General features: G+C 66.5%; 18 protein-coding genes. 15 read left to right on the plus strand and 3 right to left on the minus strand.

Features of this window, described 5'->3' with window-relative positions; genetic code table 11:
- Positions 1-104: 104 nt before the first annotated feature.
- The 4 genes from SAZ01S_RS04715 (at position 105) to SAZ01S_RS04730 (ending at position 5123) form a co-directional block, all read left to right on the plus strand.
- Positions 105-1202, plus strand: coding sequence for a fatty acid desaturase family protein (locus SAZ01S_RS04715; protein WP_084580578.1), 1098 nt, complete (start codon positions 105-107; stop codon positions 1200-1202).
- A 125-nt stretch (positions 1203-1327) separates the two neighbouring features.
- Positions 1328-2119 (plus strand): polysaccharide deacetylase family protein, encoded by a 792-nt coding sequence (locus SAZ01S_RS04720; protein WP_084580580.1) that lies wholly within the window; start codon positions 1328-1330, stop codon positions 2117-2119.
- A gap of 230 nt (positions 2120-2349) precedes the next feature.
- Positions 2350-3531 (plus strand): glycosyltransferase, encoded by a 1182-nt coding sequence (locus tag SAZ01S_RS04725; RefSeq protein WP_084580582.1) that lies wholly within the window; start codon positions 2350-2352, stop codon positions 3529-3531.
- Complete coding sequence (locus tag SAZ01S_RS04730) at positions 3528-5123, plus strand: glycosyltransferase family 39 protein (protein WP_218018024.1); 1596 nt, start codon at positions 3528-3530, stop codon at positions 5121-5123. Before SAZ01S_RS04725 ends, SAZ01S_RS04730 begins: the two co-directional genes overlap by 4 nt.
- 296 nt (positions 5124-5419) lie before the next feature.
- Here the strand turns inward: SAZ01S_RS04730 and SAZ01S_RS04735 are convergent, their stop codons facing one another.
- Positions 5420-6943 (minus strand): hypothetical protein, encoded by a 1524-nt coding sequence (locus tag SAZ01S_RS04735; RefSeq protein WP_139809942.1) that lies wholly within the window; start codon positions 6941-6943, stop codon positions 5420-5422.
- Between the two features lie 522 nt (positions 6944-7465).
- Here SAZ01S_RS04735 and SAZ01S_RS04740 point away from each other — a divergent pair.
- Genes SAZ01S_RS04740 through SAZ01S_RS04745 form a run of 3 tightly spaced genes read left to right on the plus strand, consistent with a single transcriptional unit; the run spans position 7466 to position 10988 of the window.
- The gene (locus SAZ01S_RS04740; protein ID WP_084580588.1) at positions 7466-8929 is read left to right on the plus strand and encodes a UbiA family prenyltransferase; all 1464 of its coding nucleotides are present in this window, start codon (positions 7466-7468) and stop codon (positions 8927-8929) included.
- Positions 8926-10614: a hypothetical protein gene (locus tag SAZ01S_RS23955; protein WP_167693071.1), complete on the plus strand. Its 1689-nt coding sequence runs from the start codon at positions 8926-8928 to the stop codon at positions 10612-10614. Before SAZ01S_RS04740 ends, SAZ01S_RS23955 begins: the two co-directional genes overlap by 4 nt.
- 17 nt (positions 10615-10631) lie before the next feature.
- Entirely contained in the window at positions 10632-10988 is a 357-nt protein-coding gene (locus SAZ01S_RS04745) for an SMR family transporter (RefSeq protein ID WP_167693072.1), read from the plus strand.
- Positions 10989-11065: 77 nt separating this feature from the next.
- Here SAZ01S_RS04745 and lptG read toward each other — a convergent pair whose 3' ends face one another.
- Together lptG and lptF are read right to left on the minus strand one after the other, a co-directional pair.
- Entirely contained in the window at positions 11066-12163 is a 1098-nt protein-coding gene (gene lptG / locus SAZ01S_RS04750) for an LPS export ABC transporter permease LptG (protein ID WP_084580592.1), read from the minus strand.
- Positions 12160-13374, minus strand: coding sequence for an LPS export ABC transporter permease LptF (gene lptF, locus SAZ01S_RS04755; protein WP_174596091.1), 1215 nt, complete (start codon positions 13372-13374; stop codon positions 12160-12162). The genes lptG and lptF overlap by 4 nt, the downstream gene beginning before the upstream one ends.
- A 189-nt stretch (positions 13375-13563) precedes the next feature.
- On the opposite strand from lptF, the gene obgE reads away from it, so the two are divergent.
- The 8 genes from obgE to spt all read left to right on the plus strand — a co-directional run bounded on the left by obgE (position 13564) and on the right by spt (position 21147).
- Positions 13564-14619 (plus strand): GTPase ObgE, encoded by a 1056-nt coding sequence (obgE, locus tag SAZ01S_RS04760; RefSeq protein WP_084580593.1) that lies wholly within the window; start codon positions 13564-13566, stop codon positions 14617-14619.
- 51 nt (positions 14620-14670) lie between these two features.
- On the plus strand, positions 14671-15411 hold the full coding sequence (locus SAZ01S_RS04765; RefSeq protein WP_084580594.1) for a suppressor of fused domain protein: 741 nt from the start codon (positions 14671-14673) through the stop codon (positions 15409-15411).
- Between the two features lie 42 nt (positions 15412-15453).
- Positions 15454-16599, plus strand: coding sequence for a glutamate 5-kinase (gene proB / locus SAZ01S_RS04770; RefSeq protein WP_084580595.1), 1146 nt, complete (start codon positions 15454-15456; stop codon positions 16597-16599).
- On the plus strand, positions 16596-17501 hold the full coding sequence (locus tag SAZ01S_RS04775) for an NAD-dependent epimerase/dehydratase family protein (RefSeq protein ID WP_084580596.1): 906 nt from the start codon (positions 16596-16598) through the stop codon (positions 17499-17501). The genes proB and SAZ01S_RS04775 overlap by 4 nt, the downstream gene beginning before the upstream one ends.
- Before the next feature lie 81 nt (positions 17502-17582).
- The gene (locus tag SAZ01S_RS04780; protein WP_084580597.1) at positions 17583-17972 is read left to right on the plus strand and encodes a DUF2541 family protein; all 390 of its coding nucleotides are present in this window, start codon (positions 17583-17585) and stop codon (positions 17970-17972) included.
- Positions 17973-18041: 69 nt separating this feature from the next.
- Positions 18042-19613 carry an HAD-IIIC family phosphatase gene (locus SAZ01S_RS04785; protein WP_084580598.1) on the plus strand — a complete coding sequence of 524 codons (1572 nt, stop codon included), beginning with the start codon at positions 18042-18044 and terminating at the stop codon, positions 19611-19613.
- Positions 19614-19696: 83 nt separating this feature from the next.
- The gene (locus SAZ01S_RS04790) at positions 19697-19939 is read left to right on the plus strand and encodes an acyl carrier protein (RefSeq protein ID WP_010545906.1); all 243 of its coding nucleotides are present in this window, start codon (positions 19697-19699) and stop codon (positions 19937-19939) included.
- 5 nt (positions 19940-19944) lie between these two features.
- Positions 19945-21147: a serine palmitoyltransferase gene (gene spt, locus SAZ01S_RS04795; protein WP_084580599.1), complete on the plus strand. Its 1203-nt coding sequence runs from the start codon at positions 19945-19947 to the stop codon at positions 21145-21147.
- Positions 21148-21166: the final 19 nt, after the last annotated feature.

The following is a 21166-nucleotide window of genomic DNA, read 5'->3' on the forward strand; positions in this document are numbered from 1 at the left end:
CCGGAGGCGCCTGTCAAGCCATACGCGGCAGCGCAGCGACTTGCCCCTTTCGGCGCCCTGTAATGCCACCTTGTAGCCACTATCTAAGGCCAATGGCAGGACCCATGACCCAATCGCTAGCCTTCGATCATCCGGACGCCGAGGTCTCGGCGACGATCGCGCGCATCCGGCTGTCGGGCGTTCCCGACGACCGTGCGATGCTGCGCGCCGCCGCGGAGCTGACCCGCGACCTCCACACGCCGAACAAGGCGCTCTACTGGACCGACTGCTTCCTTTCGGCGGCGATCGGCTATGCCGGCATGGCGACCGCGATGTTCGCGGCCTCGCCCTGGGTGGCGGTGATCGGCGGCATCATCGCGGTGCTCGCGCTGTACCGTGCCGAGCTGTTCATCCATGAGATCACCCATCTCAAGCATTCGCTGCTGCCCGGCTTCCGCCCGGCCTGGAACGTGCTGGTCGGCGTGCCGCTGCTGCTGCCGTCGTTCATGTACGAGGGCATCCACACGATCCACCACGCCCGCACCCGCTACGGCACCGATCAGGATCCCGAATATCTGCCGCTCGCGCTGATGAAGCCGTGGACGCTGCCGCTGTTCCTGCTCGTCTCGGTGCTGATGCCGATCGGACTGCTGCTCCGCTTCGCGGTGCTGTCGCCGCTGTCGCTGTTCTCGCCGAAGCTGCGCCGGCTGGTGGTCGCGCGCTATTCGGGGCTGCAGATCAACCCGAAGTTCGAGCGCCGCGCGCCCGAAGGCGAATTCCGCCGCCAGTGGTTCTGGCAGGAACTGGGCGCGAGCCTGTTCGCGATCGCGCTGATCGGCATCACCGTCGCGGGCATCCTGCCGCTGCGCGCCTTCTTCGCCTATGTCGCGATCGTCGCCTGCTCGGCGGTGCTCAACCAGATCCGCACGCTGGTCGCGCACCTGTGGGAGAATGAAGGCGAGCCGCTGACCGTGACCGCCCAGTATCTCGACAGCGTCAACGTGCCCGAGCCGGGCATCCTGCCCTATCTCTGGGCGCCGGTGGGCCTGCGCTACCATGCGCTGCACCATCTGCTGCCGGCGGTGCCGTATCATTCGCTGGGCACGGCGCATCGCCGCCTGGTCGCGGCGCTGTCGACCGACTCGGTCTATCACAAGGCCAATTACCCGACGCTCTCGGGGCTGGTGGTGAAGCTGGCGCAGGGCACGATGCGCCAGCGCTGATCGACGCAGGCTACAGGCAAGGGGCCGGGCACCGGGCGGTGCGCCGGCCCTTTTCTTTTTGGATTTCCGTCCTTGCGCACGGCATGGCCGCGGCTAGGCTGGCCGCAGGGTCGGAGGAGAGGGTGATGCGACGGCTTTTCGCAGCAGCGGCGCTTTGTGCATGGATGGCGGTGCCGGCGGCAGCGCAGACGCGCTGGCCGAACGGCGCCAAGGCGGCGGTGGTGCTCACCTATGACGACGCGCTCGACTCCCAGCTCGATCACGCGATCCCGGCGCTGGACGCCGCCGGGCTGAAGGGCACCTTCTTCCTCGCCAATGTGAAGGAAGCCGATGTCGGTCGCTGGCGCGCGGCGGCGAAGGGTGGACATGAGCTCGCCAACCACACGATCTTCCACCCCTGCACGCACGACGTCTATCCCGCCGATCCACGCTATGTGAGCGAGGCGTACACCAGCGCCAGCATGCTCCGAGAGATTGCCCAGCAGAACGTGCTGCTCCGCGCGCTGGACGGCAAGGACCGCCACGGCTTCGCCACCCCGTGCGGGCAGAGCCTGGCGGGCGGCAAGGAGTATCTGGAGGACCTGCGCAAGGCGAACCTCGTCACCTATGTGCGCGGCGTGGTCGATACGCCGGCGGACGCGCGGGCAGATGTGTCCAAGGCGGATCCGATGCACGTGCCCTCGCGCCCGTTCGGGGACGGCGCGACGGCGGAGAAGATGATCGCCTATGTGCGCGAGGCCGAGCAGGGCGGGGGCTGGGCGGTGTTCCTGTTCCACGGCGTCGGCGGGGACTATCAGGCGGTGCCCGATGCCGCCCATCGCAGTTTCGTGCGCTGGCTGCAGGCGCATCGCGGCGAGGTGTGGGTGACGACGCTGCAGCAAGCGTTGGACTGGGCAAAGGCGCATCCCGGCAAGTAGCGGCGGTGAGTGCGGACGCAATTCGCCCAGCCGCGCGCCGCATGGCATCGGTTAACGCCGGGGCGCAGGCTATCCGTCCCGCGACACGCTCTGCCGCTACTGGTCTGAAGTCTGTCGCATTTTGGCATTATCGACGCGTTGATTCAGACAGCGGTGTCTCGCAAATGCATTGCTTGTCGGGTTTGAGTTAGTTAACGCGAAGCTCCGGCCAGGGGGAAGCCAAGATGCAAATGTCAGGCAATCCGCTCGACCACGGGGTCAGCGAAAGCGTACACGATGCCGGTCTGGCAGCACGGTTACCCGCCGAACTCTCGATCGTCGTTCCGACCTTCAACGAATCGCGCAACGTGCCGCTGCTGGTCGAAGCGCTGCGGAACGCGCTGGGCGACACGCGCTGGGAGGTCGTCTTCGTCGACGACAATTCCCCCGACGGCACCGCCGATCGGGCCCGTGCGCTCGCGCTGGAGGATCCGCGCGTCCGCGTCGTCCACCGGTTCGATCGCCGCGGCCTGGCATCGGCCTGCGTAGAGGGGATTCTCGCAACGGCTTCGCCCTATGTCGCGGTGATGGACGGCGACATGCAGCATGACGAGAAGATCCTGCTCGCCATGCTCGCCCGCATCCGCCGCGGCGACGTCGATCTCGTCGTCGGCAGCCGCTATGTCGAGGGCGGCGGCATGGGCGACTGGAACAAGCGCCGCATCGCGATGAGCCAGATCGCCACCGCGCTGGCGAACAAGCTGACCAAGACCGCGATCAGCGACCCGATGAGCGGCTTTTTCATGCTGACGCGCGAAGCGTTCATGGGCTCGCTGCCCGGGCTGTCGTCGGTCGGCTTCAAGATCCTGCTCGACATCGCCGCATCGTCGCCGACGCCGATGCGCGTGGCCGAAGTGCCCTTCACCTTCCGCACGCGCCAGCATGGCGAGAGCAAGCTCGACGGCTTGGTGCTGTGGGAATATCTTGAGTTGCTGCTCGACAAGACGTTCGGGCATGTCATTCCGATCCGGTTCGTCAGCTTCGCGCTGGTCGGCGGCTCCGGCGTTGTCGTGCATTTCCTGGTGTTGACGATCGTCTTGCAGGTGCTGCTGGCAATGTTCGGCACCACCGCAGAGACGCGCTGGTTCGCGATCGCGCAGGGTGTGGCCACCCTGGTGGCGACGTCGAGCAACTTCTTCCTCAACAACATCCTGACCTATAGCGACCAGCGCCTGAAGGGCGCCAGCCTGTGGTGGGGATGGCTGACGTTCAACATCGTGTGCGGCGTCGGCCTGTTCGCCAATGTCGGTATCGCGCGGTGGCTGTATCAGCGGCATAACTATCTCGTGCTCTCCGCGCTTGCCGGCATCGCTGTCACGACGGTGTGGAACTACTCGATGTCGTCGATCTTCACCTGGCGGAAGCGTCGGTGAGCGCCACTTCGGCGGGCTCGAGCCGTTCGCCATCCCCTTGGTTGGCAGGCGGCTCGCGCCGCCGGCTGGCCGTTCTGGCGACCATCCTCGTCGTTGCGACCGCACTGCGGTTTGCGCTGGCCGATTACTCGCTGTGGTTCGACGAATATGCGGCGCTGTTCTTCGCGCACCAGCCCTATGCGCGTCTGTGGAGCGATTGGATGGTTCGCGAGACCAATCCGCCGCTCTACTACTCGATCTTGCACGGATGGATCGAACTGATCGGCCCGATGGACCGGGTCACCCTGCGGGTCCCGACGATTCTCGCCAACCTGCTGACGATCGCGGTCGCTTATTTCGGCGTTGCGCGGCACTATGGCGAACGTGCTGCTGCCCTGGGGGCAATGCTGCTGGCGGTATCCGCCCAACAGATATTCTATGCGCATCAGGTCCGCGGTTACAGCTTCCTGGCCTTGGCGCTGACCGTCTCCTTCTTCGGCCTGATGCGGATCGTGGCCGCAGAGGAGCGCGGTACGCGGGACCAGACGGGGGCCTGGCTGAGCTTCGTCGGCGGCGCGATTGCCGCGATCTACCTGCACGTCACCGCGTTGCTCTGGGTGCCGATCGCGACTCTGGCGCTGCTGGCCGTCGACCGCCGCTTCGTGCCGCTGCTCGGCCGCGACTGGTGGCGGCTGGCGCTCGCGGACCTGGCGATCGCGGTGGGGGCGCTCTGGGCGTTGTACATCGTCTACCAGCAGACGCAGGTGCCCAACCCGAACATCTCCTGGATGCATTTCCTCGGTATCCGCGGTGCGCTCAAGCTGTATTGGGCGAGTTCGCTGCTGGCGCGGGACCCGTTCGGCATCCAGGCACTCAGTGCCGGGCTGCTGTTTGCGGCGGCGGTGTTCGGCATCGTCCGCACGGCGCGCCAGCGAACGACGCAACTCGCGGTACTGTGTTGGGTCGGCGCGGTCTGCCTTTTCTTCCTGTTCAGCCTGAAGCAGCCGGTGCTGGTGGAACGCACCCTGGTGTGGATGGCGATCTTCCCGGTTACGCTTGCCTGCGCCGGTGCGAGCACGCTTCGCGGGCGGCGCACATTTCTGGTCGTGGCGGGCGTTCTGATCGCCGCCGGCGGCGCCAATCTCGCGGCGACCTATGCCGGCTTTGCGCGCGAGGAATGGGATGGCGCGATTCGCCAGGTGCTCGACGATCCCAAGAGCGTGCTCATCGTCAGCGGCGAAGGGGATGCGGTGGTATCCGACTATGCGTGTAAGTTCCTGGGACGGCGGGACCAGTGCCCTGTTCCGATCATCGCGCTCTCCGGCGAAAACCATAATGCCTGGGCGAGCGGCTATGGCCCCAAGGTCTCGGTCACGGAACAGGGGCGACTTGCCGTGTCTCCCCAGTCGAACGTCTACCTGATCCAGCGCTATGACGGGCGAACACTGCGTGTTCTTCACGCGGCCGGCCTGCTGCGCGACGTTCAGGGACGCAGCGGCGACCTCGTCTTTTTAGGGCCGTTCGGTCCCCCCGCACTGGCCGATATCGAGCGCGTCGCCTGCGTGCGGGACAATATGCTCGAATCAGCCTGTCCTGCGCTACCGCCGCGCTAGGTCGCGGACTGCGGGGCTGCGCTGCAGCAAGCTGGCACCTCCCATGCCTGCGAGGTAATTTGGTCTAATGCTCACCAGCCCGGAGAAGTCCCATCCCCGCTCGACATCGTCATCCCGGCGAAAGCCGGGTGACGGGGAGAGGCTGGATGAGTGGGTATTGATGCGGTCTTGCATGAGATAAGTCACGCAACATTCTGATTTTTTGATGGAAGCGGCGCGCTTTCGTTGGCTCCATCCATTTGGCCAAGTCGAACGCGCCGAGGGCGCTTATGTCGCTGTCCCCTCGGCGCATTCCGTCACCTGGCTGGGTGCCGCACTGCCAACAATGCCGCAAAGCCATGCCTGGCTACGAGGCGTAGCTTCCCTGGCAAGAACTTGCCGAGGTCTGGACCCGCGCTGGCATTCACGACAAGGATATAGTCGAACTTCGAAGGCCAGTCGGTGAGGTGGCTGGGCTTAGGCTTACCCGGCGCAAGGCCCGCGCCGGTCAGCATTTGCAGGGTCGGCATCGGGAACGCTCCTGCTTTTCCCGATCGATCGTAATAAGGTTGTGAAATCACGGGTTGCTGGCCGGACAGTGTAAACGCGTCCGCCCAGAAAGCTTGCCGATCGATGAAGGCGAACGAGGCGTAGTGCCAGAAGCTGTTCGGGTACGTGCGGGCGAGAGAGCGCGACGGAACGATCGGACCGTTCGAAGTGTCTACCAGCGCGTCGACCGCCAACACCCGACTGCCGGGGGTGACGGGCACAAGCACCGCGCGAACGTCGGCGACATCTTGCTGCGCCTCGACCCAAACGCGACCGATCAGCGACATCCGCGCTATGAACAACGCCGCTATCGCCAGAAAGATCACGACCCCGACAGGACGGGAAACCCGCGGTAGCGTAGCCGCAAAGAGCAGAAACCCCATCATCACGGGAACGCGGGTGTCGATGTAGAAGACGCCCTTCGCCCCGGTCGGCAACGCGAAGAAAAGCACCGTCAGGAGCGGGAAGGCCAGGAAAGCGAGGGGCGCGATCCGCAAGCGTCGGGTGACCAGAAGCCCCGCCAATATCAGTCCGAGCACCGCCAGGATGCCGTAGGTCAGAAGAGGCGAATATCCGGCAACCGGCACCGCCAACGTCTTTAGCTTGGTGAGCCATCCGTAGCGGAATACCGCACCTCCGGTCCCTGCGAATGGCGAGACGAGATAGAGGAGCAGTGGGGCAATCAGCGCGACCATCGCCGACCCCAGGCGGCGAACGACGAACAGCGCGATGCCGTCGCTCCTCAACCCGCGTTGAATCACGCTGCCCGCTTCCCAGCAGCCGATCAGCAACCCATAGAGGGCGAACGCGAATAGATGGCTGAAGAATGCCGCCAGGCCGAATAGGGCGCCGACGAAAATACCAAGAACTGGATGCCGTCTCGCCATCCAAATCCAGGCCGCGGTTCCCCAAAGTGCCACGCCAACGCCAATTTGGAAATTGATGAAGCCGAGCAGGAACGGCACGTTGTAGACCACAAGGCCTACAGCCAATGGCCAGTAGGACCGGCGCTCGAAGCAGGCTCGGTTAAGCGCGATCGTCCCCGACGCGGGAAGTACTGCTGCGAATCCGAGAAAAACCTTCCCGCCGATCAGTGGCGGCATGATGCGCAGAAGCGGCGGCAACAGGATGTCTATCGCCAGGTTCGGGGCGATTTGCCAATTCGGGGCGAAGATTTTGGACATGATCGGATCGTTGGCGCCGATCGCGAGAAACAGGGCCCGTGCCAAATGGTTCGGATAGTCGGTCAAAGGTGGCACTTCGACCATCAGTAGCGGCACGATCAGTCCCAATAGCATCGCGCCTACCGCGCACCACCAGGCCCAGCCAGCATCGGATACCGAGCTTGATCCACTCGACGAGAATGCTTCTGCGGGTGAACTTCGGACGCTCGTTGCCCGTGAGGCACTCGGCATAGTGATTCGACTCCGTATAGAGTGGTCGCTGAGCGTCATGCGAAAAGTTGCCGGTGTCGGCATTAACATCTCGCGGGAGAAAATTTTACCATCTTTTGCGGCAGTGCAACGTACTTGGTCGTGATGCGGGCCGAGCGCAGCGCGGGAGCGTCCATTTCGCCGCCCGGATCGCCTTCGACCTGCCCATGGCCGCTCGGCCCCCTATCGTGCACGCGCCGGGGCGGAATGCGAAATCGCCCGGATCGAGTCCAGTTTCTGGATTGCAGTGCCTACTTCAGCGCCTTCGAATTCGGTCCAAACGAATCGACAAACGCTTTGCTGTCGCGCAATAAGCCGCGCGGCGTCTATGGCCGGTAGCGGTGAACCGAATTATGCTGCGCTGCGGCAACTGGAGTGGGCATGGCGAGTAGTGAACGCGAATCGCTCAGATCCTATGGATCTGGGTCGGTCATTCCGCTGGTCGTCGATCTGGATGGCACTCTGGTATCGGGCGATCTGCTGGCTGAAACGCTGGTGGCGCATCTTGCTGCCCGGCCGCACGACGCCTTCCTGCTGGCGCGTCTGCTCGCGCAGGGCAAGGCGAACCTCAAAGCGCATCTGAGCGAGCTGCACCCGCTCGCTGCCGACGAGCTGCCATACCGCCAGTCGGTGCTGGACGTGATCGCGGCCGCGCGCAGCGAAGGGCGCCCGGTCTATCTCGCGACCGCCAGCCATGAGCGCTATGCCAGCGCGATCGCGGCGCATCTCGGCGTGTTCGACGGCGTCCTCGCCACCGCCGCGAACGACAATCTCGCGGGCGATCGCAAGGCGACGGCGCTGGTCGAGCGCTTCGGCGAGGCCGGCTTCGACTATATCGGCAACAGCAGCGCGGACCTGGCGGTGTGGAGCCATGCGCGGCGCTGCTACGCGGTGGCGACCAGCGCCTCGGTATCGCGCCGGCTGCGCCGATCGCATGACGCGGTCGAGGCACTGGAGTCGCCGCGGCTGACGATTCGCGTCTGGCTGCGCGCGCTGCGCGTCCACCAATATGCGAAGAACGCGCTGATCTTCCTGCCGATGCTCGCGGCGCATGCGCTGAAGCTCGATCTGTTCGTCAACTGCCTGCTGGCGTTCGTCGCCTTCTCGATGGCAGCGTCGGCGATCTATCTCGTCAACGACCTGGTCGACATTACGCACGACCGCGCGCACCCGAGCAAGCGCAACCGTCCGATTGCCGCCGGCCTGGTCTCGGTAGGCCAGGCGATGGTCGCGGTGCCGCTGCTGCTGGCGGCGAGCGCGCTGGTCACCCTGTTCCTGCCGATCATGTTCGCCGCGGTGCTGCTCGGCTATCTGGTGCTCACCACCGCCTATTCCTTCTGGCTCAAGCGCAAGATGCTGATCGACGTGGTCGTGCTGGCGCTGCTGTACAGCGCGCGCGTCTATGCGGGCGGCGCGGCTACCGACATCGTGCTGTCCGACTGGCTGCTGGCCTTCTGCCTCTTCGCCTTCACCTCGCTGGCGCTGATCAAGCGCTACACCGAACTGCTCGTGCGCGTCGATCGGCAGTTGCCCGACGCGCAGAACCGCAATTACCGCAAGGACGACCTGCCGGTGATCGTCGCGCTCGCGGCGGGCTCGGGGCTGAACACGGTGACCGTGCTCGCGCTCTATGTGCAGTCGCCCGATGTGGCGCTGCACTATCGCCACCCGCATCTGCTCTGGGCGCTCTGCCCGCTGTTGCTGTTCCTGATGTCGCGCGCCTTGATGATGGCGCACCGGCGGCTGATGCACGACGATCCGATCGTCTGGGCGATGCGCGACCGGGTGTTCCGGCAGGGCATTGTCGCCGCCGGCGTCATCGTGGCCGTGGCAGCGTTTCTGTGAGCGAGACCGGCGGCGGCAAGATCGGGGGCGCGGTGCTGGTCGCGGCCGTGGTGGTCGCCTGCGCGCTGCTGTCGATCGGCCTGTCCGGGCACCAGTCCGGCGCGGCCAACAACCTCTTTCACCTGCCGATCCTCGCGCGGCTCTATGACGAGCCGCAATTCGCCGGCGACGCCTTCATCCAGTCGCTGCGCCAATATGCGTCGGGCTTCTGGCTGGTGCTGCGCGGCGTGGCCGAGGGGCAGGCGGCGCTGACGCTGCTGCTCGTGCTGCAGATCCTCTCGCGCACGCTGTTCTTCGTCGGTGCGCTGGCGATGGCAACGCCGCTCGGCCTCGAGACGCGCCGCCAGCAGCTGGTGTTCCTGCTGTTCGTCGCGCTCGCCGCGCCGCTGCAGGGGACCGCGCCGGCGGGCAATGGCGGGCTGTTCATCCAGGCCTTCACCCATTCGGAGGTGGCGAACGCGACCGCGCTGTTCGCGCTGGCGCTTGCCGCGCGTGACCGCTTCGGCTGGGCGGCGGTCGCCGTCGGTCTCACCTTCTTCATCAACGCGTTCGTGGCGGTGTGGCTGGTCGCGCCGCTCGGGCTGCTGGTGCTGCTGGCACTGCGAGCGGGCCGCAGCTCGATCGCCGCGCTTGCGCTGCAACTCGTCTGGGGCGGCGCGCTGGCCGCGCTGCTGGCGTTGCCGGTCGTGCTCAACGTCGCACACAATAGCGGCCTCGGCAGCGGGCTGCCGGTCGATTACCGCAGCTTCCTCGACGATTACTGGCCCTATCACTTCCTGGTGTGGAGCCTGTCGTGGCGCGAGCTGTTCAAGTTCGCGGCGACCCTCGCGGTCGGCGTCGCGGCCGCCTGGTGCCTGCCGCGCGCGGCGCGGACGGCGGTGCTCGCGATGCTGCTCGGCTTCCTCGCGGTGTGGGTGGCGGGGACGGTGCTGCCGTTCGTCACCGGCTCGCAGGGGCTGCTCAACCTGCATCTGCTCCGCTCCAGTGCGATGATCGTGATCGTCGCGGTGCTGGCGCTCGCCGCGCTGGCCGCAAGGCTCGTGCTGTCCGAACCGCCGGCGGACCGCTATGTCTGGGGGCCGGGCCTGCTCGCCAGCTTCGCGATCAAGGCGCCGCTGCTCCCGATCGCACTGCCGCTGCTGCTGCTGCGCCGCGTCTGGTCGCCGCCGCCGCTGCTGTCCCGCCCGCTGGTGGCGGGAGCGGTGTTTGCCGCGGTCGGGGCGGCGGCGCTGGTTACCGGCTATCAGGCGGCGCGCGCCGACAGGCTGTTCCGCGCGCATCAGGCCGACTGGCTGCGGGTCGCCGACTGGGCTGCCGGGCATACGCCGCCTACCGCCGTGTTCCTGCTGCCGCAGGAGCAGATCAACCCGCGGAGCAGCCTGCCGGTGCCGCCGGCCGACCAGGGCGGCATCCACCTCGGTGTCGAGGAATTCGTGTCCTTCGCGCACCGGGTGTCCTGGGTTGGCTCCAAGGAAGGCGCTGCGGTGATGTGGTCGCCGGGCTATTATCGGGAATGGTGGCCGCGCATCAACGCGGCGCTGCGCCTGCAGAACCTGGACCAGCGGCTCGCCTATGCGCGCACGAACGGCATTTCCTATGTCGTCGATACGTGCGAGCAGCATGGTGCGCTCGTGCCGGTGCATCGCTCCGGTCCCCTTTGTGTCTATTCGGCGAGACCCTCATGAAGCCAGGCCTTCTTGTCATGATCATCTCCAGCGTGGCGATGTCCGCCATCGCGCAGATCCTCATGAAATACGGCATGTCGCGGCCGGCGATGCAGCGGGCGCTGGGCGGTGGTTCGGTGGTCGAGGCACTGTGGCAGATCGCGACCAGCCCGGGGGTGATCGGCGGGCTGTTCGTCTTCGGGATCAGCGTCTGCGCCTGGCTGTACGTGCTGTCGCGGGTCGACGTGTCCTTCGCCTATCCGTTCGTGTCGCTGGGGATGGTGCTGACGGTGCTGTCGGGCTGGCTGATCCTCGGCGAATCGGTGCCCCTGCTCCGCATCGCCGGGCTGGTGCTGATCGTCGCGGGCGTGATGGTGGTGGCCGTCACCGGCTGAACTGTCGCGCAGCCCGATGCGGCCGAGCAGCGTGCCCCTATCGGTCGAGTCGCTTGCTCATGTGCGGCAATCGCCCGCTATTCCTCCGTACGCAGCAGCACGGCCTCGCCGATCATCAGGAACAGCAGGAACGGCGCCCAGGCGGCGAGGAAGGGCGGGTAGGCGCCGAGATTGCCCATCGCCAGCGCGAAATTGTCGGCGACGAAATAGAGAAAGCCGAGCGCCATCCCGATCACCACGCGCACGAACAGCTTGCCCGAGCGGGCGAGGCCGAACGCAGAGACCGCGCCGAGCAGCGGCATCAGGAACGCCGAGAGCGGCCCGGACAGCTTGTGCCACAGCGATCCCTCGAGCGCCTTGGTCGGCCGCCCCGCCGCCTTCAGCTCGCCGATGGCGACGCGAAGCTCGGCGAACGAGCTCGAATCCGGGTCGACATGCGCCAGGGTGAACTGGTCCGGCCGCACGCCCGCGCCGATAAGGGTGGCACCGATCGGCGACAGCGTGGCGCTCGCTACGTCGAAGCGCTTGGCGCCGTCGACGCGCCAGGCGTTACCGGCGCGGGCGCCGTGCTTGGCGGTGAGGATCGAGGTCAGCGCGCCCTTGCGCCGCTCGTAGACGGTGATGTCGTAGAGCTGGGCGGCCTCGCCCTTGCCCTTGATCTGCTGGACGTTGATCAGGTTGCCGCCTGCCTGCACCCACACATTGGCACGGTCGCCGCGATCGACCGGCAGCGGGGCATATTCCACCTTCTTCCACTGCTCGAGCGTCGCGGTCGCGCGGCTGACGACGCGGTCGTTGAACACGAAGGACAGGCCGGCGACGACCAGGCCCGACAGCATCAGCGGCGCCAGCACCTGGTGCGCGGAGAGGCCGCCCGACTTGAGCGCGATGATCTCGCTGTTCTGGTTGAGCTGGGCGAGCGTGAAGATCGCGCCGCCGAGTACCGAATAAGGCAGGAAGGTCGCGACGATCTGCGGCACGCGCAGCGTCACGTAACGCAGGATCTCGGCATTGCCGTTGCCCGGATGGGCGAGGATCGCGGCGCTCTCGGTCAGCAGGTCGAGCGAGGTCAGCACCAGCACCAGCGCGCCGAGCAGCGCGAAGGTGCGCAGCACGAACAGCCGCGCCATGTAGAGCGAGATGGTCGGCGAGGGGAACAGCGCGCGCAGGCTCATCGGGCGGCCTCCGCGGCACGGCGGCGGCGCCGGCGGCTACCCGGCAGCAGCCGGCCGATCAGCTTGCCGGTCTTGGCGAACACCCGCTCCAGCGCGCCGATCGGCTGGCCGCCGGGCACATAGGCGACGGTGTAGTACATCCAGAAGGTCAGCCCCGCGAAGATCGAGAACGGCACCCACAGCGCGATGATCGGATCGATCAGCCCCAGGCTGCCGACGCCCTGCGCATACTCGTTGATCTTGTGATAGGTCACGATCATCAGGATCGACAGGAACACGCCGAGCATCGAGGTGGAGCGCTTGGGCGGGATCGCCAGCGCCACCGCCAGCATCGGCAGCAGGAACATCGTCGTCACTTCCGCCATCCGGTAGTGGAAGGCCGAGCGGCTCGTCTCGCGGTCGATCTCGTTGGCCGATCGGTTGCGGCCGATCACCGCGAGCTCGGGCAGGGTGCGCTCGATATTGCTGTCGCCGCGCTTGCGGAACTGCTCGTATTTGGGGAGCGGGATCGGCAGATTGTGCGTGGAGAAGGTCAGCACCCGCGGCACCGGCGAGCTCTTGTCGTAATGGATCAGGGTGCCGTTGGTCAGCCGGAAGATGATCGTGTCGGGATCGTCGGAGCGGAGGAACTGGCCCTTCTCGGCATTGACGGCGAGCGGGGTGCCGTCCTTGTTGGTCATCTCGACGAAGATGCCGCGCAGGTCGCGCCCCTCGTCCTGGCTCGATTCGATCCGCAGCGTCATCTTCGAGCCGAACTCGGTGAATTCGCCGACCTTGATCGAGGCGCCGAGCGCGCCCGAGCGCAGCTCGAAGCGGAGCTGCTCGTAATTGTAGCGCGAGGTCGGCTGGACGAAGCCGACGATCGCGAAGTTCACCGCGGCCAGCACGATCGCGTACATATAGGGCACGCGCAGCAGGCGCGTGTAGCTGATGCCGACGGCGCGCAGCACGTCGAGCTCCGAGGTGGTGGCGAGCCGGCGAAAGGCGAGCAGCACGCCGAGCATCAGCCCGATCGGGATGCCGAGGCCGAGATATTCGGGCAGCAGGTTGGCGAGCATGCGCCATACCACGCTCACCGGGCCGCCTTCGGTCGCGACGAACTGAAACAGCCGCAGCATGCGATCGAGCACGAGCAGCATCGCGGAGATGATCAGGGTGGAGATCAGCGGCACCGCGATCAGCCGCGCCATGTAGCGATCGATCGAATTCATGCTGTCGCTGAACGTCCTTCGAGCTTGGATCCTTGCGCCCACGAAACGGCAAACGGGCGGAAATGATCCGGTCGCGTATAGCCGTGCTGAACGCCGATGCCACCCGGAAAGTGTCATCATGTTAGCCACATTGCCGGGGAGGGCGCTGCCGGGGGTGACGAAATTGCGCCGAACGTCTATGGGCCCGCGATGCATTTTCTCGATCAAGCCAAGATTTTCGTCCGCTCGGGTGCCGGCGGCCCCGGTGCCGTGAGCTTCCGCCGCGAAAAGTTCATCGAATATGGCGGCCCCGACGGCGGCAATGGCGGCAAGGGCGGCGACATCGTCTTCGAGGCGATCGCCGGCCTGAACACGCTGATCGACTTCCGTTACACCCAGCATTTCCGTGCCCCGCGTGGGAGCGGCGGTGCGGGCTCGAACCGTACCGGCGCAGGCGGCGACGATCTGGTGATCAAGGTGCCGATCGGCACCCAGATCCTCGCCGACGACGACGAGCGCACGCTGCTGGCCGACCTGACCAAGGAAGGCGAGCGCATCGTCTTTCTGCGTGGCGGCGACGGCGGCCGTGGCAACGCAACCTACAAGACCTCGACCAACCGCGCGCCGCGCCAGCACGGCACCGGCTGGCCCAGCGAAGAGGCCTGGGTGTGGCTGCGCCTCAAGCTGCTCGCCGATGCCGGGCTGGTGGGGCTGCCCAATGCCGGCAAGTCGACCTTCATCAACGCGGTGACCAATGCGCAGGCCAAGGTGGGCGAATATGCCTTCACCACCACCCGCCCGCAGCTTGGCGTCGTGCGTCACAAGCAGCGCGAGTTCGTGATCGCCGACATTCCCGGCCTGATCGAGGGCGCGGCGGAAGGCGCGGGCATCGGCGACCGCTTCCTTGGCCATATCGAGCGCTGCCGCGTGCTGCTCCACCTGATCGACGCCAATGACGAGGATGTCGCGACCAGCTACCGCATCGTCCGCGACGAGCTGGAGGCGTACGGCGCCGGCCTGGCCGAAAAGCCGGTGGTGATCGCGCTCAACAAGATCGACACGCTCGACGACGAACTGATCGCGGCGCTGTCGGCCGAGCTCGAGGAAGCCAGTGGCGCACCGGTCATCCCGCTGTCCGGCGCGGCGGGGACGGGGGTCGACTGGGTACTCGACCAGTTGCTCGAAATAATCGGCCCCAACGAGAACCGGGCGGCCGACGAAACCTTCGAAGATGGTGAAGAACCGGTTGAATGGTCGCCGGTCTGACGCATTTCTCGGGCATCGATCCGCTTCGGATTCCTTTGGGGAGAGACGCGGATGGGTGCGTTCGGTTGGTTGCGTGGCCTGTTTGGTGCGAATGCACAGGCAGTTAACGATACCGAGCCTACTCGAATCGTCAGCCTCGCCGAGCGTTCGGCGGAGGCCCGCGCCGGGTTCTGGGCGGTGCTCGGGCCCACCAGCGATCGCATCCTTTCGTCCGCGCCGGCCGGGTCGCTGTGGCCGGGCGGGCACGAGGCCTATCGGCTGATCCATCGCGGTAGCGCGATCCTGCTCGCCACCGACGGCCTGTCCGATCCGTTCGACGAGAGCGCCAGCACCAACGGCTTCGAGATCGAGCTGTTCGTCGAGGGCCCGGGGGAGGGGGCGCCGGCGCAAGTGGCGGGCGATGGCTGGATGCTCGAAGTGCTGCGCCGCGTGGCGGCAATCGTCGCCGAGGAGCAGGGCATCCTCCGCCCACTGGAGCGCCATGGCCCGATCCCGCTCGAACTGACCAACGTCTCCAGCTCGGCCGCGATCGCCGCGCGGCTGCCGGCGCATTTCCTGACCGCCGACGACGTGCTGGGCGTGATGATCGGCGCCCCCGATCCCGATTTCGCGACGCGGATCGACGACATGCCGCTGTCGCCGGTGCGCGTGCTGCCGGTGGTGCTGCTTACCGCTGCCGAGCTCGGCGAGATCCGCGCGGGCGACAGCGAGACCCGCGATGCCGTGCTCGCCCGCCTGCAGGCGAGCGGCGTCGGCCATTGCAGCGACCTGCAGCGCGAATCGATCGTCTGATCGGCTTGGCATATGCCGAATTCGGTCGCTAAGAGCGCAGCCATGCCCGCGCCCGTCCGCCAAGCCGATGCCATTGGATTCAGTCCCTCGACCTGCGGTCGGCTGGTCGTGAAGGTCGGGTCCTCGCTGCTCGTCGATGCGGAAGGGCAGATCCGGCGCGACTGGCTGGCGGCGCTCGCCGCCGATCTGGGTGCGCGAGCGCGCGAGGGGCAGCAACTCGTCATCGTCTCGTCGGGGGCGATCGCGCTGGGCGCGCGGCGGCTGAAGCTGCCCAAGGGCGGCCGCGCCAGCCTGGAGGATGCGCAGGCGGCGGCGGCGACCGGCCAGATCGCGCTGTCCAGCGTCTGGGCCGAACTGCTCCACGACCAGGGAATCACCGCGGCGCAGATACTGGTGACGCTCGACGATCTCGAGGACCGGCGCCGCTACCTCAACGTCTCCGCGACGCTCGATCGGCTGCTGCGCCTCGGCGTGGTGCCGGTGATCAACGAGAATGATTCGGTCGCGACCGAGGAAATCCGTTTCGGCGACAACGACCGGCTTGCCGCGCGGGTGGCGAGCGCCGCCGGTGCCGAAGGCGTGGTCCTGCTGTCGGACGTCGACGGGCTCTACACCGCCAATCCCAACACCAACCCCGACGCGCAGCTGATCGCGCTGGTCGACGTGATCGACGAACGGATCGAGGCGATGGCCGATCGCGGCTCGGCTTCGGGCATGGGCTCGGGCGGCATGGTCTCGAAAATCGAGGCGGCGCGGATCGCGACCAGTGCCGGCGCCCACCTCGCCATCGCCGATGGCCGCGTCGAGCACCCGCTGGCCCGACTGGCGGCGACGAAGCGCGGCACGCTGTTCCTCGGCCAGCAGGGCGCCGCGGCGCGCAAGGCATGGCTGCGCGGCGGGCTCACCGCCAAGGGCGCGATCCATATCGACGAAGGCGCGGCGCAGGCGCTGAAGGAAGGCCGCAGCCTGCTCGCGGCGGGCGCGACGCGGGTCGAGGGGCGGTTCGCCCGCGGCGATCTGGTCGTGGTGGTCGGTCCGGAGGGCAAGCATATCGCGCGCGGGCTGGCCGAATATGGCCATGTCGACGCCTCGCGGATCGTCGGGCGGCGAAGCGACGAACTGGTCGAGATTCTCGGCTATGCGCCGCGCGCCGCGCTGGTCCACCGCAGCCACATGGCGCTGCTGTGAGCGTGCTCGCCATCACCGGCGGCACCGGCTTCGTCGGATCGCGTCTGATCGCGCTCGCGTTGGAGGCGGGCCATCAGGTGCGTGCGCTGGCCCGGCGCGAACAGCCCGCGCGCGAGGGCGTCACCTGGGTGCGCGGCGACCTCGATGCCATAGCGGCGCTGGCCGAACTCTGCGCGGGCGCCGACGCGGTAATCCATGTCGCCGGCGTGGTGAATGCGCCCGATCGCGAAGGCTTCGCGCGCGGCAACATCACCGGCACGGCGAACATACTCGCCGCCGCCAAGACGGCCGGTGTCCGCCGGTTCGTGCATGTCTCGTCGCTCGCCAGCCGCGAGCCGCAGCTTTCGGCCTATGGCTGGTCGAAGGAAGAGGCGGACAAGCTGGTCCGCGGCTCGGGGCTCGACTGGACCATCGTCCGTCCGCCGGCGATCTACGGACCCGGCGACCTGGAGATGCTCGAGCTGTTCCGCGTCGCGAAGCTCGGCCTCGCGCTGCTGCCGCCGGGGGGGCGCATCTCGGTGATCGAAGTGGGGGATCTTGGCCGCCTGTTGCTGGCGCTCGCCGCGGCGGACCGCTTCCCGGGCGAGATCGATCCGGACGACGGCCGGGACGGGGGCTGGACCCATCCGGACTTCGCCCGTGCGATTGGCCGGGCGGTGGGGCGGCGCGTGCTGCCGCTGTCGCTGCCCAAGGCCGTGCTGATGGCGGGCGCCTATGTCGACCGGGCGCTGCGCGGCAAGAAGGCCAAGCTGACGCCCGATCGCGTTTCCTATTTCTGCCATCCCGACTGGGTGGCGAGCCCGGCGCACCGCGCACCCGCCAATCTGTGGACGCCGCAGGTGGAGACGGCGCAGGGGCTGGCGGCGACCGCGCGCTGGTATCGCGAGAACAAGCTGCTCTGATCCCGTTGTCGTCGCGCAATGACTTGGCTACACTGGCTGCGAAACGGAAGGTCCACTGCATTTCTTGATCGGGGGATTAGAATGCGGAAATGCTCGACGCTGCTTGCTGCCTCGCTGATCGTGATTGTGCCGACGGTGGCGCATGCCAGCCGTAACAGCCGCTGGCGCAGCGTCGGCCTGCAGGTGATCAAGGGCAAGGGGGACCGCGATACGATTCGCGTTCGCGGGGATAGACGGGACTGGCAGATCCGCGTCTGCTCGGTGAACCATCCGTTCCGGCTGCATTCGGTGGAGATTCGCTTCGCCAATGGCGGCCGGCAGCATGCCGATGTTCGCGAGCGGATCGATTCGCGCGATTGCAACCGCCCGATCGACCTGCGCGGCGACGGGCGTGTCATCGATCAGGTCGAACTCCATTATTCCACGATCGGATCGGGCCTCCTCCCGCTGGTGCGCGTCGAGGCGCGCTGAGGCGCCTCAAGGGCAGGTTTTCGGTTCGTACGGATCCTGCCCGCGCCTTAACCATTCTATAAAAGGGGCATGTGGACCGCCCCGATCAAGCTCATCCTGTGGGATCTCGACGACACGCTGTGGCGGGGCACGCTCGCCGATGGCGATCCGGTGGAACTGTACGAGACGCGCGCCGAACTGGTCCGCGCGTTCAACGCACGCGGGGTCGTCTCCTCGATCTGTTCGAAGAATGACTTCGAGGTCGGCCGCGCCCAACTGGAGGCGTTCGGCCTGTGGGACGAATTCGTCTTTCCGCACATCGCCTTCACCCCCAAGGCGCAGGCGGTGGCCGAGATCATCGCCGACATGCAGCTGCGGCCGGTCAACGTCCTCTTCATCGACGACAATCCGCACAATCTGGGCGAAGTGCGCCACGCGCTCCCCGACATCCAGACGCTGGACGCGACGGCACCCGATGCCGATGCACAGCTCGCCGGGCTGCTCGCGCTGCAGACCGGCACGCGCAGCCGCGTCGCCGAATATCGCATTCTGGAGGCGAAGAAGCGCGACCGTGCTGCCGCGCCAGGCGAGTCGAACGAAGCGTTCCTGCGCGCCTCCGGGCTGTGCGCCTGCGCGCCCGCGCTGATGGACAATCTCGATTTCGCGCCGCGCATCGCCGAACTGATCAACCGCTCGAACCAGCTCAACTACACCCGGTCGCGGGTCGAGCTGGACGCGCTGAAGGCCGAGATCATCAACGTCAACCGGCACGATAGTGTCTCGATCTTCGCCTGGGACAAATATGGCCGCTATGGGCTGGTCGGCTTCGCGATGTTCGACATCATCGACAAGCGGCTGGTGCATTTCACCTTCTCCTGCCGCGCGATGCACCTCGGGCTGGAGCAATATGCGCTGGACAAGCTCGCCGCGCGCCAGGTGATCGCCGGTGCCGACCCCCACGTTCGGATCGATGCGAGCGCGTGGGAAGGGCGGTTCAGCACTGCGACCGCCGACTGGATCCAGGATTGCGACTTCAACGATCCGAAGATCCGTGCCGAGCTGCTGGCCGAGCATCTCGAGCAGCCGGCAATGGAGCCGGCGATCCGCATCATGTTCGACTGCCAGTCGGGCGGGATCGCGCATTACAGCCGTTTCCGCCAGGCGATCGAGTTCGACAATGCGCCGCGGCTGTTCGGCCTCCAGATGATGGAGGATCGCAGCTATGAAGGACAGAACTTCCCGCCCTTCCTCGTCTATGGCGCGGCGGTCGACTATCTCGACAATCGCTGGCCCGAGCAGTGGCACCTGCTGGAGCGCGGCATCTACGAGAAATGCGCGCTGCGGCTGGTCATCCATCTGCTCGAGAACAACCTGCGGCTGCTGGTGGTGCTGCCGCCGGAGAACGCACCGATCGAGAAATACCGGCTGGGCCTGAACGGGTCCCCGCAGCGCGTCGGCCTGTTCAACGCGCTGTGGCGCCGCTTCGCGCAGGAAAATCCCGGCACCATCTACATTCTCGAGGTCGCCGACCTGGTCGACAGCCTCGACGAGATGGAGGACATCACCCACTATCATCCGACCTTGCTGCGCAAGATCGCCGACCAGATGGACCTGTGGGTGCACCGGTCGATCCAGGGCATGGGGGACGCCGCGGCGGCCTGACCTTTGGGGCACTGCCCCGCCATGGGCCCGGTTTCGCCGCATTCGCTTGGCACCTGCGACCGATACCACTAAGGACCGGCCGCATGACTGACCGTGCAGAAATCTTCGACATCGTCGCCGCGCAGATCGAACCCTTCAACAAGAAGGGCGTCGCGCTTTCGGACACCACCACCTTCGCAGGCGATCTCGAATGGGACAGCCTGACGGTGATGGATTTCGTCGCCGCGATCGAGGACGAGTTCGACATCGTCATCACCATGAACATGCAGGCCGAGATCGAGAATGTCGGCCAGCTGGTCGATGCCGTGCAGAAGCTCAAGGGCTGAGCGCCATGACCGATCTGATGAGCAAGTTCGACGGCCTGATCGCCGAGCGCCAGGCGCTGCTCGACAGCGGCGTGATCGATCCGTTCGCGATCGTGATGGAGCAGGTCAAGTCGCCCACCGAGGCGGTGATCAAGGGCAAGGACACGATCCTGCTCGGCACCTACAACTATATGGGCATGACGTTCGATCCGGACGTCATCCAGGCCGGCAAGGACGCGCTCGACCAGTTCGGTTCGGGCACCAATGGCAGCCGCATGCTCAACGGCACGTTCCGCGACCATATGGAAGTCGAGCAGGCGCTGCGTGACTTCTACGGCGTGTCCGGCGCGATCGTGTTCTCCACCGGCTACATGGCCAATCTCGGCATGATCTCGACGCTCGCCGGCAAGGGCGAGTACATCATCCTCGACGCCGACAGCCACGCCTCGATCTATGACGGCTGCAAGCAGGGCAATGCCGAGATCGTCCGCTTCCGCCATAATGACGTGACCGACCTCGACAAGCGGCTCGGCCGCCTGCCCGCGGAAGCCGGCAAGCTGGTGGTGCTGGAGGGCGTCTATTCGATGCTCGGCGACATCGCGCCGCTCAAGGAAATGGTCGCCGTTGCCAAGAAGCACGGCGCGATGGTGCTGGTCGACGAGGCGCATTCGATGGGCTTTTTCGGCCCCAACGGTCGCGGCGTGTACGAGGACCAGGGGCTGGAAGCGGACGTCGATTTCGTCGTCGGCACCTTCTCCAAGTCGGTCGGCACCGTCGGCGGCTTCTGCATCTCGAACCACCCGAAGTTCGAAGCGATCCGGCTCGCCTGCCGCCCCTATATCTTCACCGCCTCGCTGCCCCCCAGCGTGGTGGCGACCGCGGCGACGTCGATCCGCAAGCTGATGCACGCGCACAACAAGCGGGCGCATCTGTGGGAAAATGCCCGCACGTTACACGGCGGCCTCAAGGCAATGGGTTTCAAGCTCGGCACCGAGACCGCGGAAAGCGCGATCGTCGCCGTCATCCTGGAGGATCAGGAGCAGGCGGTGATGATGTGGCAGGCGCTGCTGGAGAACGGCCTGTACGTCAACATGGCGCGCCCGCCGGCGACCCCGGCCGGCACCTTCCTGCTGCGCTGCTCGCTCTGCGCCGAGCATCGCCCCGAGCAGATCGAGCGCGTGCTGGGCATGTTCCGCGCGGCCGGCCAGGCCGTCGGGGTGATCGCCTAACCGCTCTTTCCACCTTGGT

Origin of the sequence: Sphingomonas azotifigens NBRC 15497 (assembly GCF_002091475.1) — a bacterium.
Taxonomy (GTDB): domain Bacteria; phylum Pseudomonadota; class Alphaproteobacteria; order Sphingomonadales; family Sphingomonadaceae; genus Sphingomonas; species Sphingomonas azotifigens.

Coding starts and splice junctions, on each gene's coding strand:
- SAZ01S_RS04715 (WP_084580578.1), top strand. CDS start 105: ATGACCCAATCGCTAGCCTTCGATCATCCGGACGCCGAGGTCTCGGCG.
- SAZ01S_RS04720 (WP_084580580.1), top strand. CDS start 1,328: ATGCGACGGCTTTTCGCAGCAGCGGCGCTTTGTGCATGGATGGCGGTG.
- SAZ01S_RS04725 (WP_084580582.1), top strand. CDS start 2,350: ATGTCAGGCAATCCGCTCGACCACGGGGTCAGCGAAAGCGTACACGAT.
- SAZ01S_RS04740 (WP_084580588.1), top strand. CDS start 7,466: ATGGCGAGTAGTGAACGCGAATCGCTCAGATCCTATGGATCTGGGTCG.
- SAZ01S_RS04745 (WP_167693072.1), top strand. CDS start 10,632: ATGATCATCTCCAGCGTGGCGATGTCCGCCATCGCGCAGATCCTCATG.
- lptG (WP_084580592.1), bottom strand. CDS start 12,163: ATGAGCCTGCGCGCGCTGTTCCCCTCGCCGACCATCTCGCTCTACATG.
- lptF (WP_174596091.1), bottom strand. CDS start 13,374: ATGAATTCGATCGATCGCTACATGGCGCGGCTGATCGCGGTGCCGCTG.
- obgE (WP_084580593.1), top strand. CDS start 13,564: ATGCATTTTCTCGATCAAGCCAAGATTTTCGTCCGCTCGGGTGCCGGC.
- SAZ01S_RS04765 (WP_084580594.1), top strand. CDS start 14,671: ATGGGTGCGTTCGGTTGGTTGCGTGGCCTGTTTGGTGCGAATGCACAG.
- proB (WP_084580595.1), top strand. CDS start 15,454: ATGCCCGCGCCCGTCCGCCAAGCCGATGCCATTGGATTCAGTCCCTCG.
- SAZ01S_RS04780 (WP_084580597.1), top strand. CDS start 17,583: ATGCGGAAATGCTCGACGCTGCTTGCTGCCTCGCTGATCGTGATTGTG.
- SAZ01S_RS04785 (WP_084580598.1), top strand. CDS start 18,042: ATGTGGACCGCCCCGATCAAGCTCATCCTGTGGGATCTCGACGACACG.
- SAZ01S_RS04790 (WP_010545906.1), top strand. CDS start 19,697: ATGACTGACCGTGCAGAAATCTTCGACATCGTCGCCGCGCAGATCGAA.
- spt (WP_084580599.1), top strand. CDS start 19,945: ATGACCGATCTGATGAGCAAGTTCGACGGCCTGATCGCCGAGCGCCAG.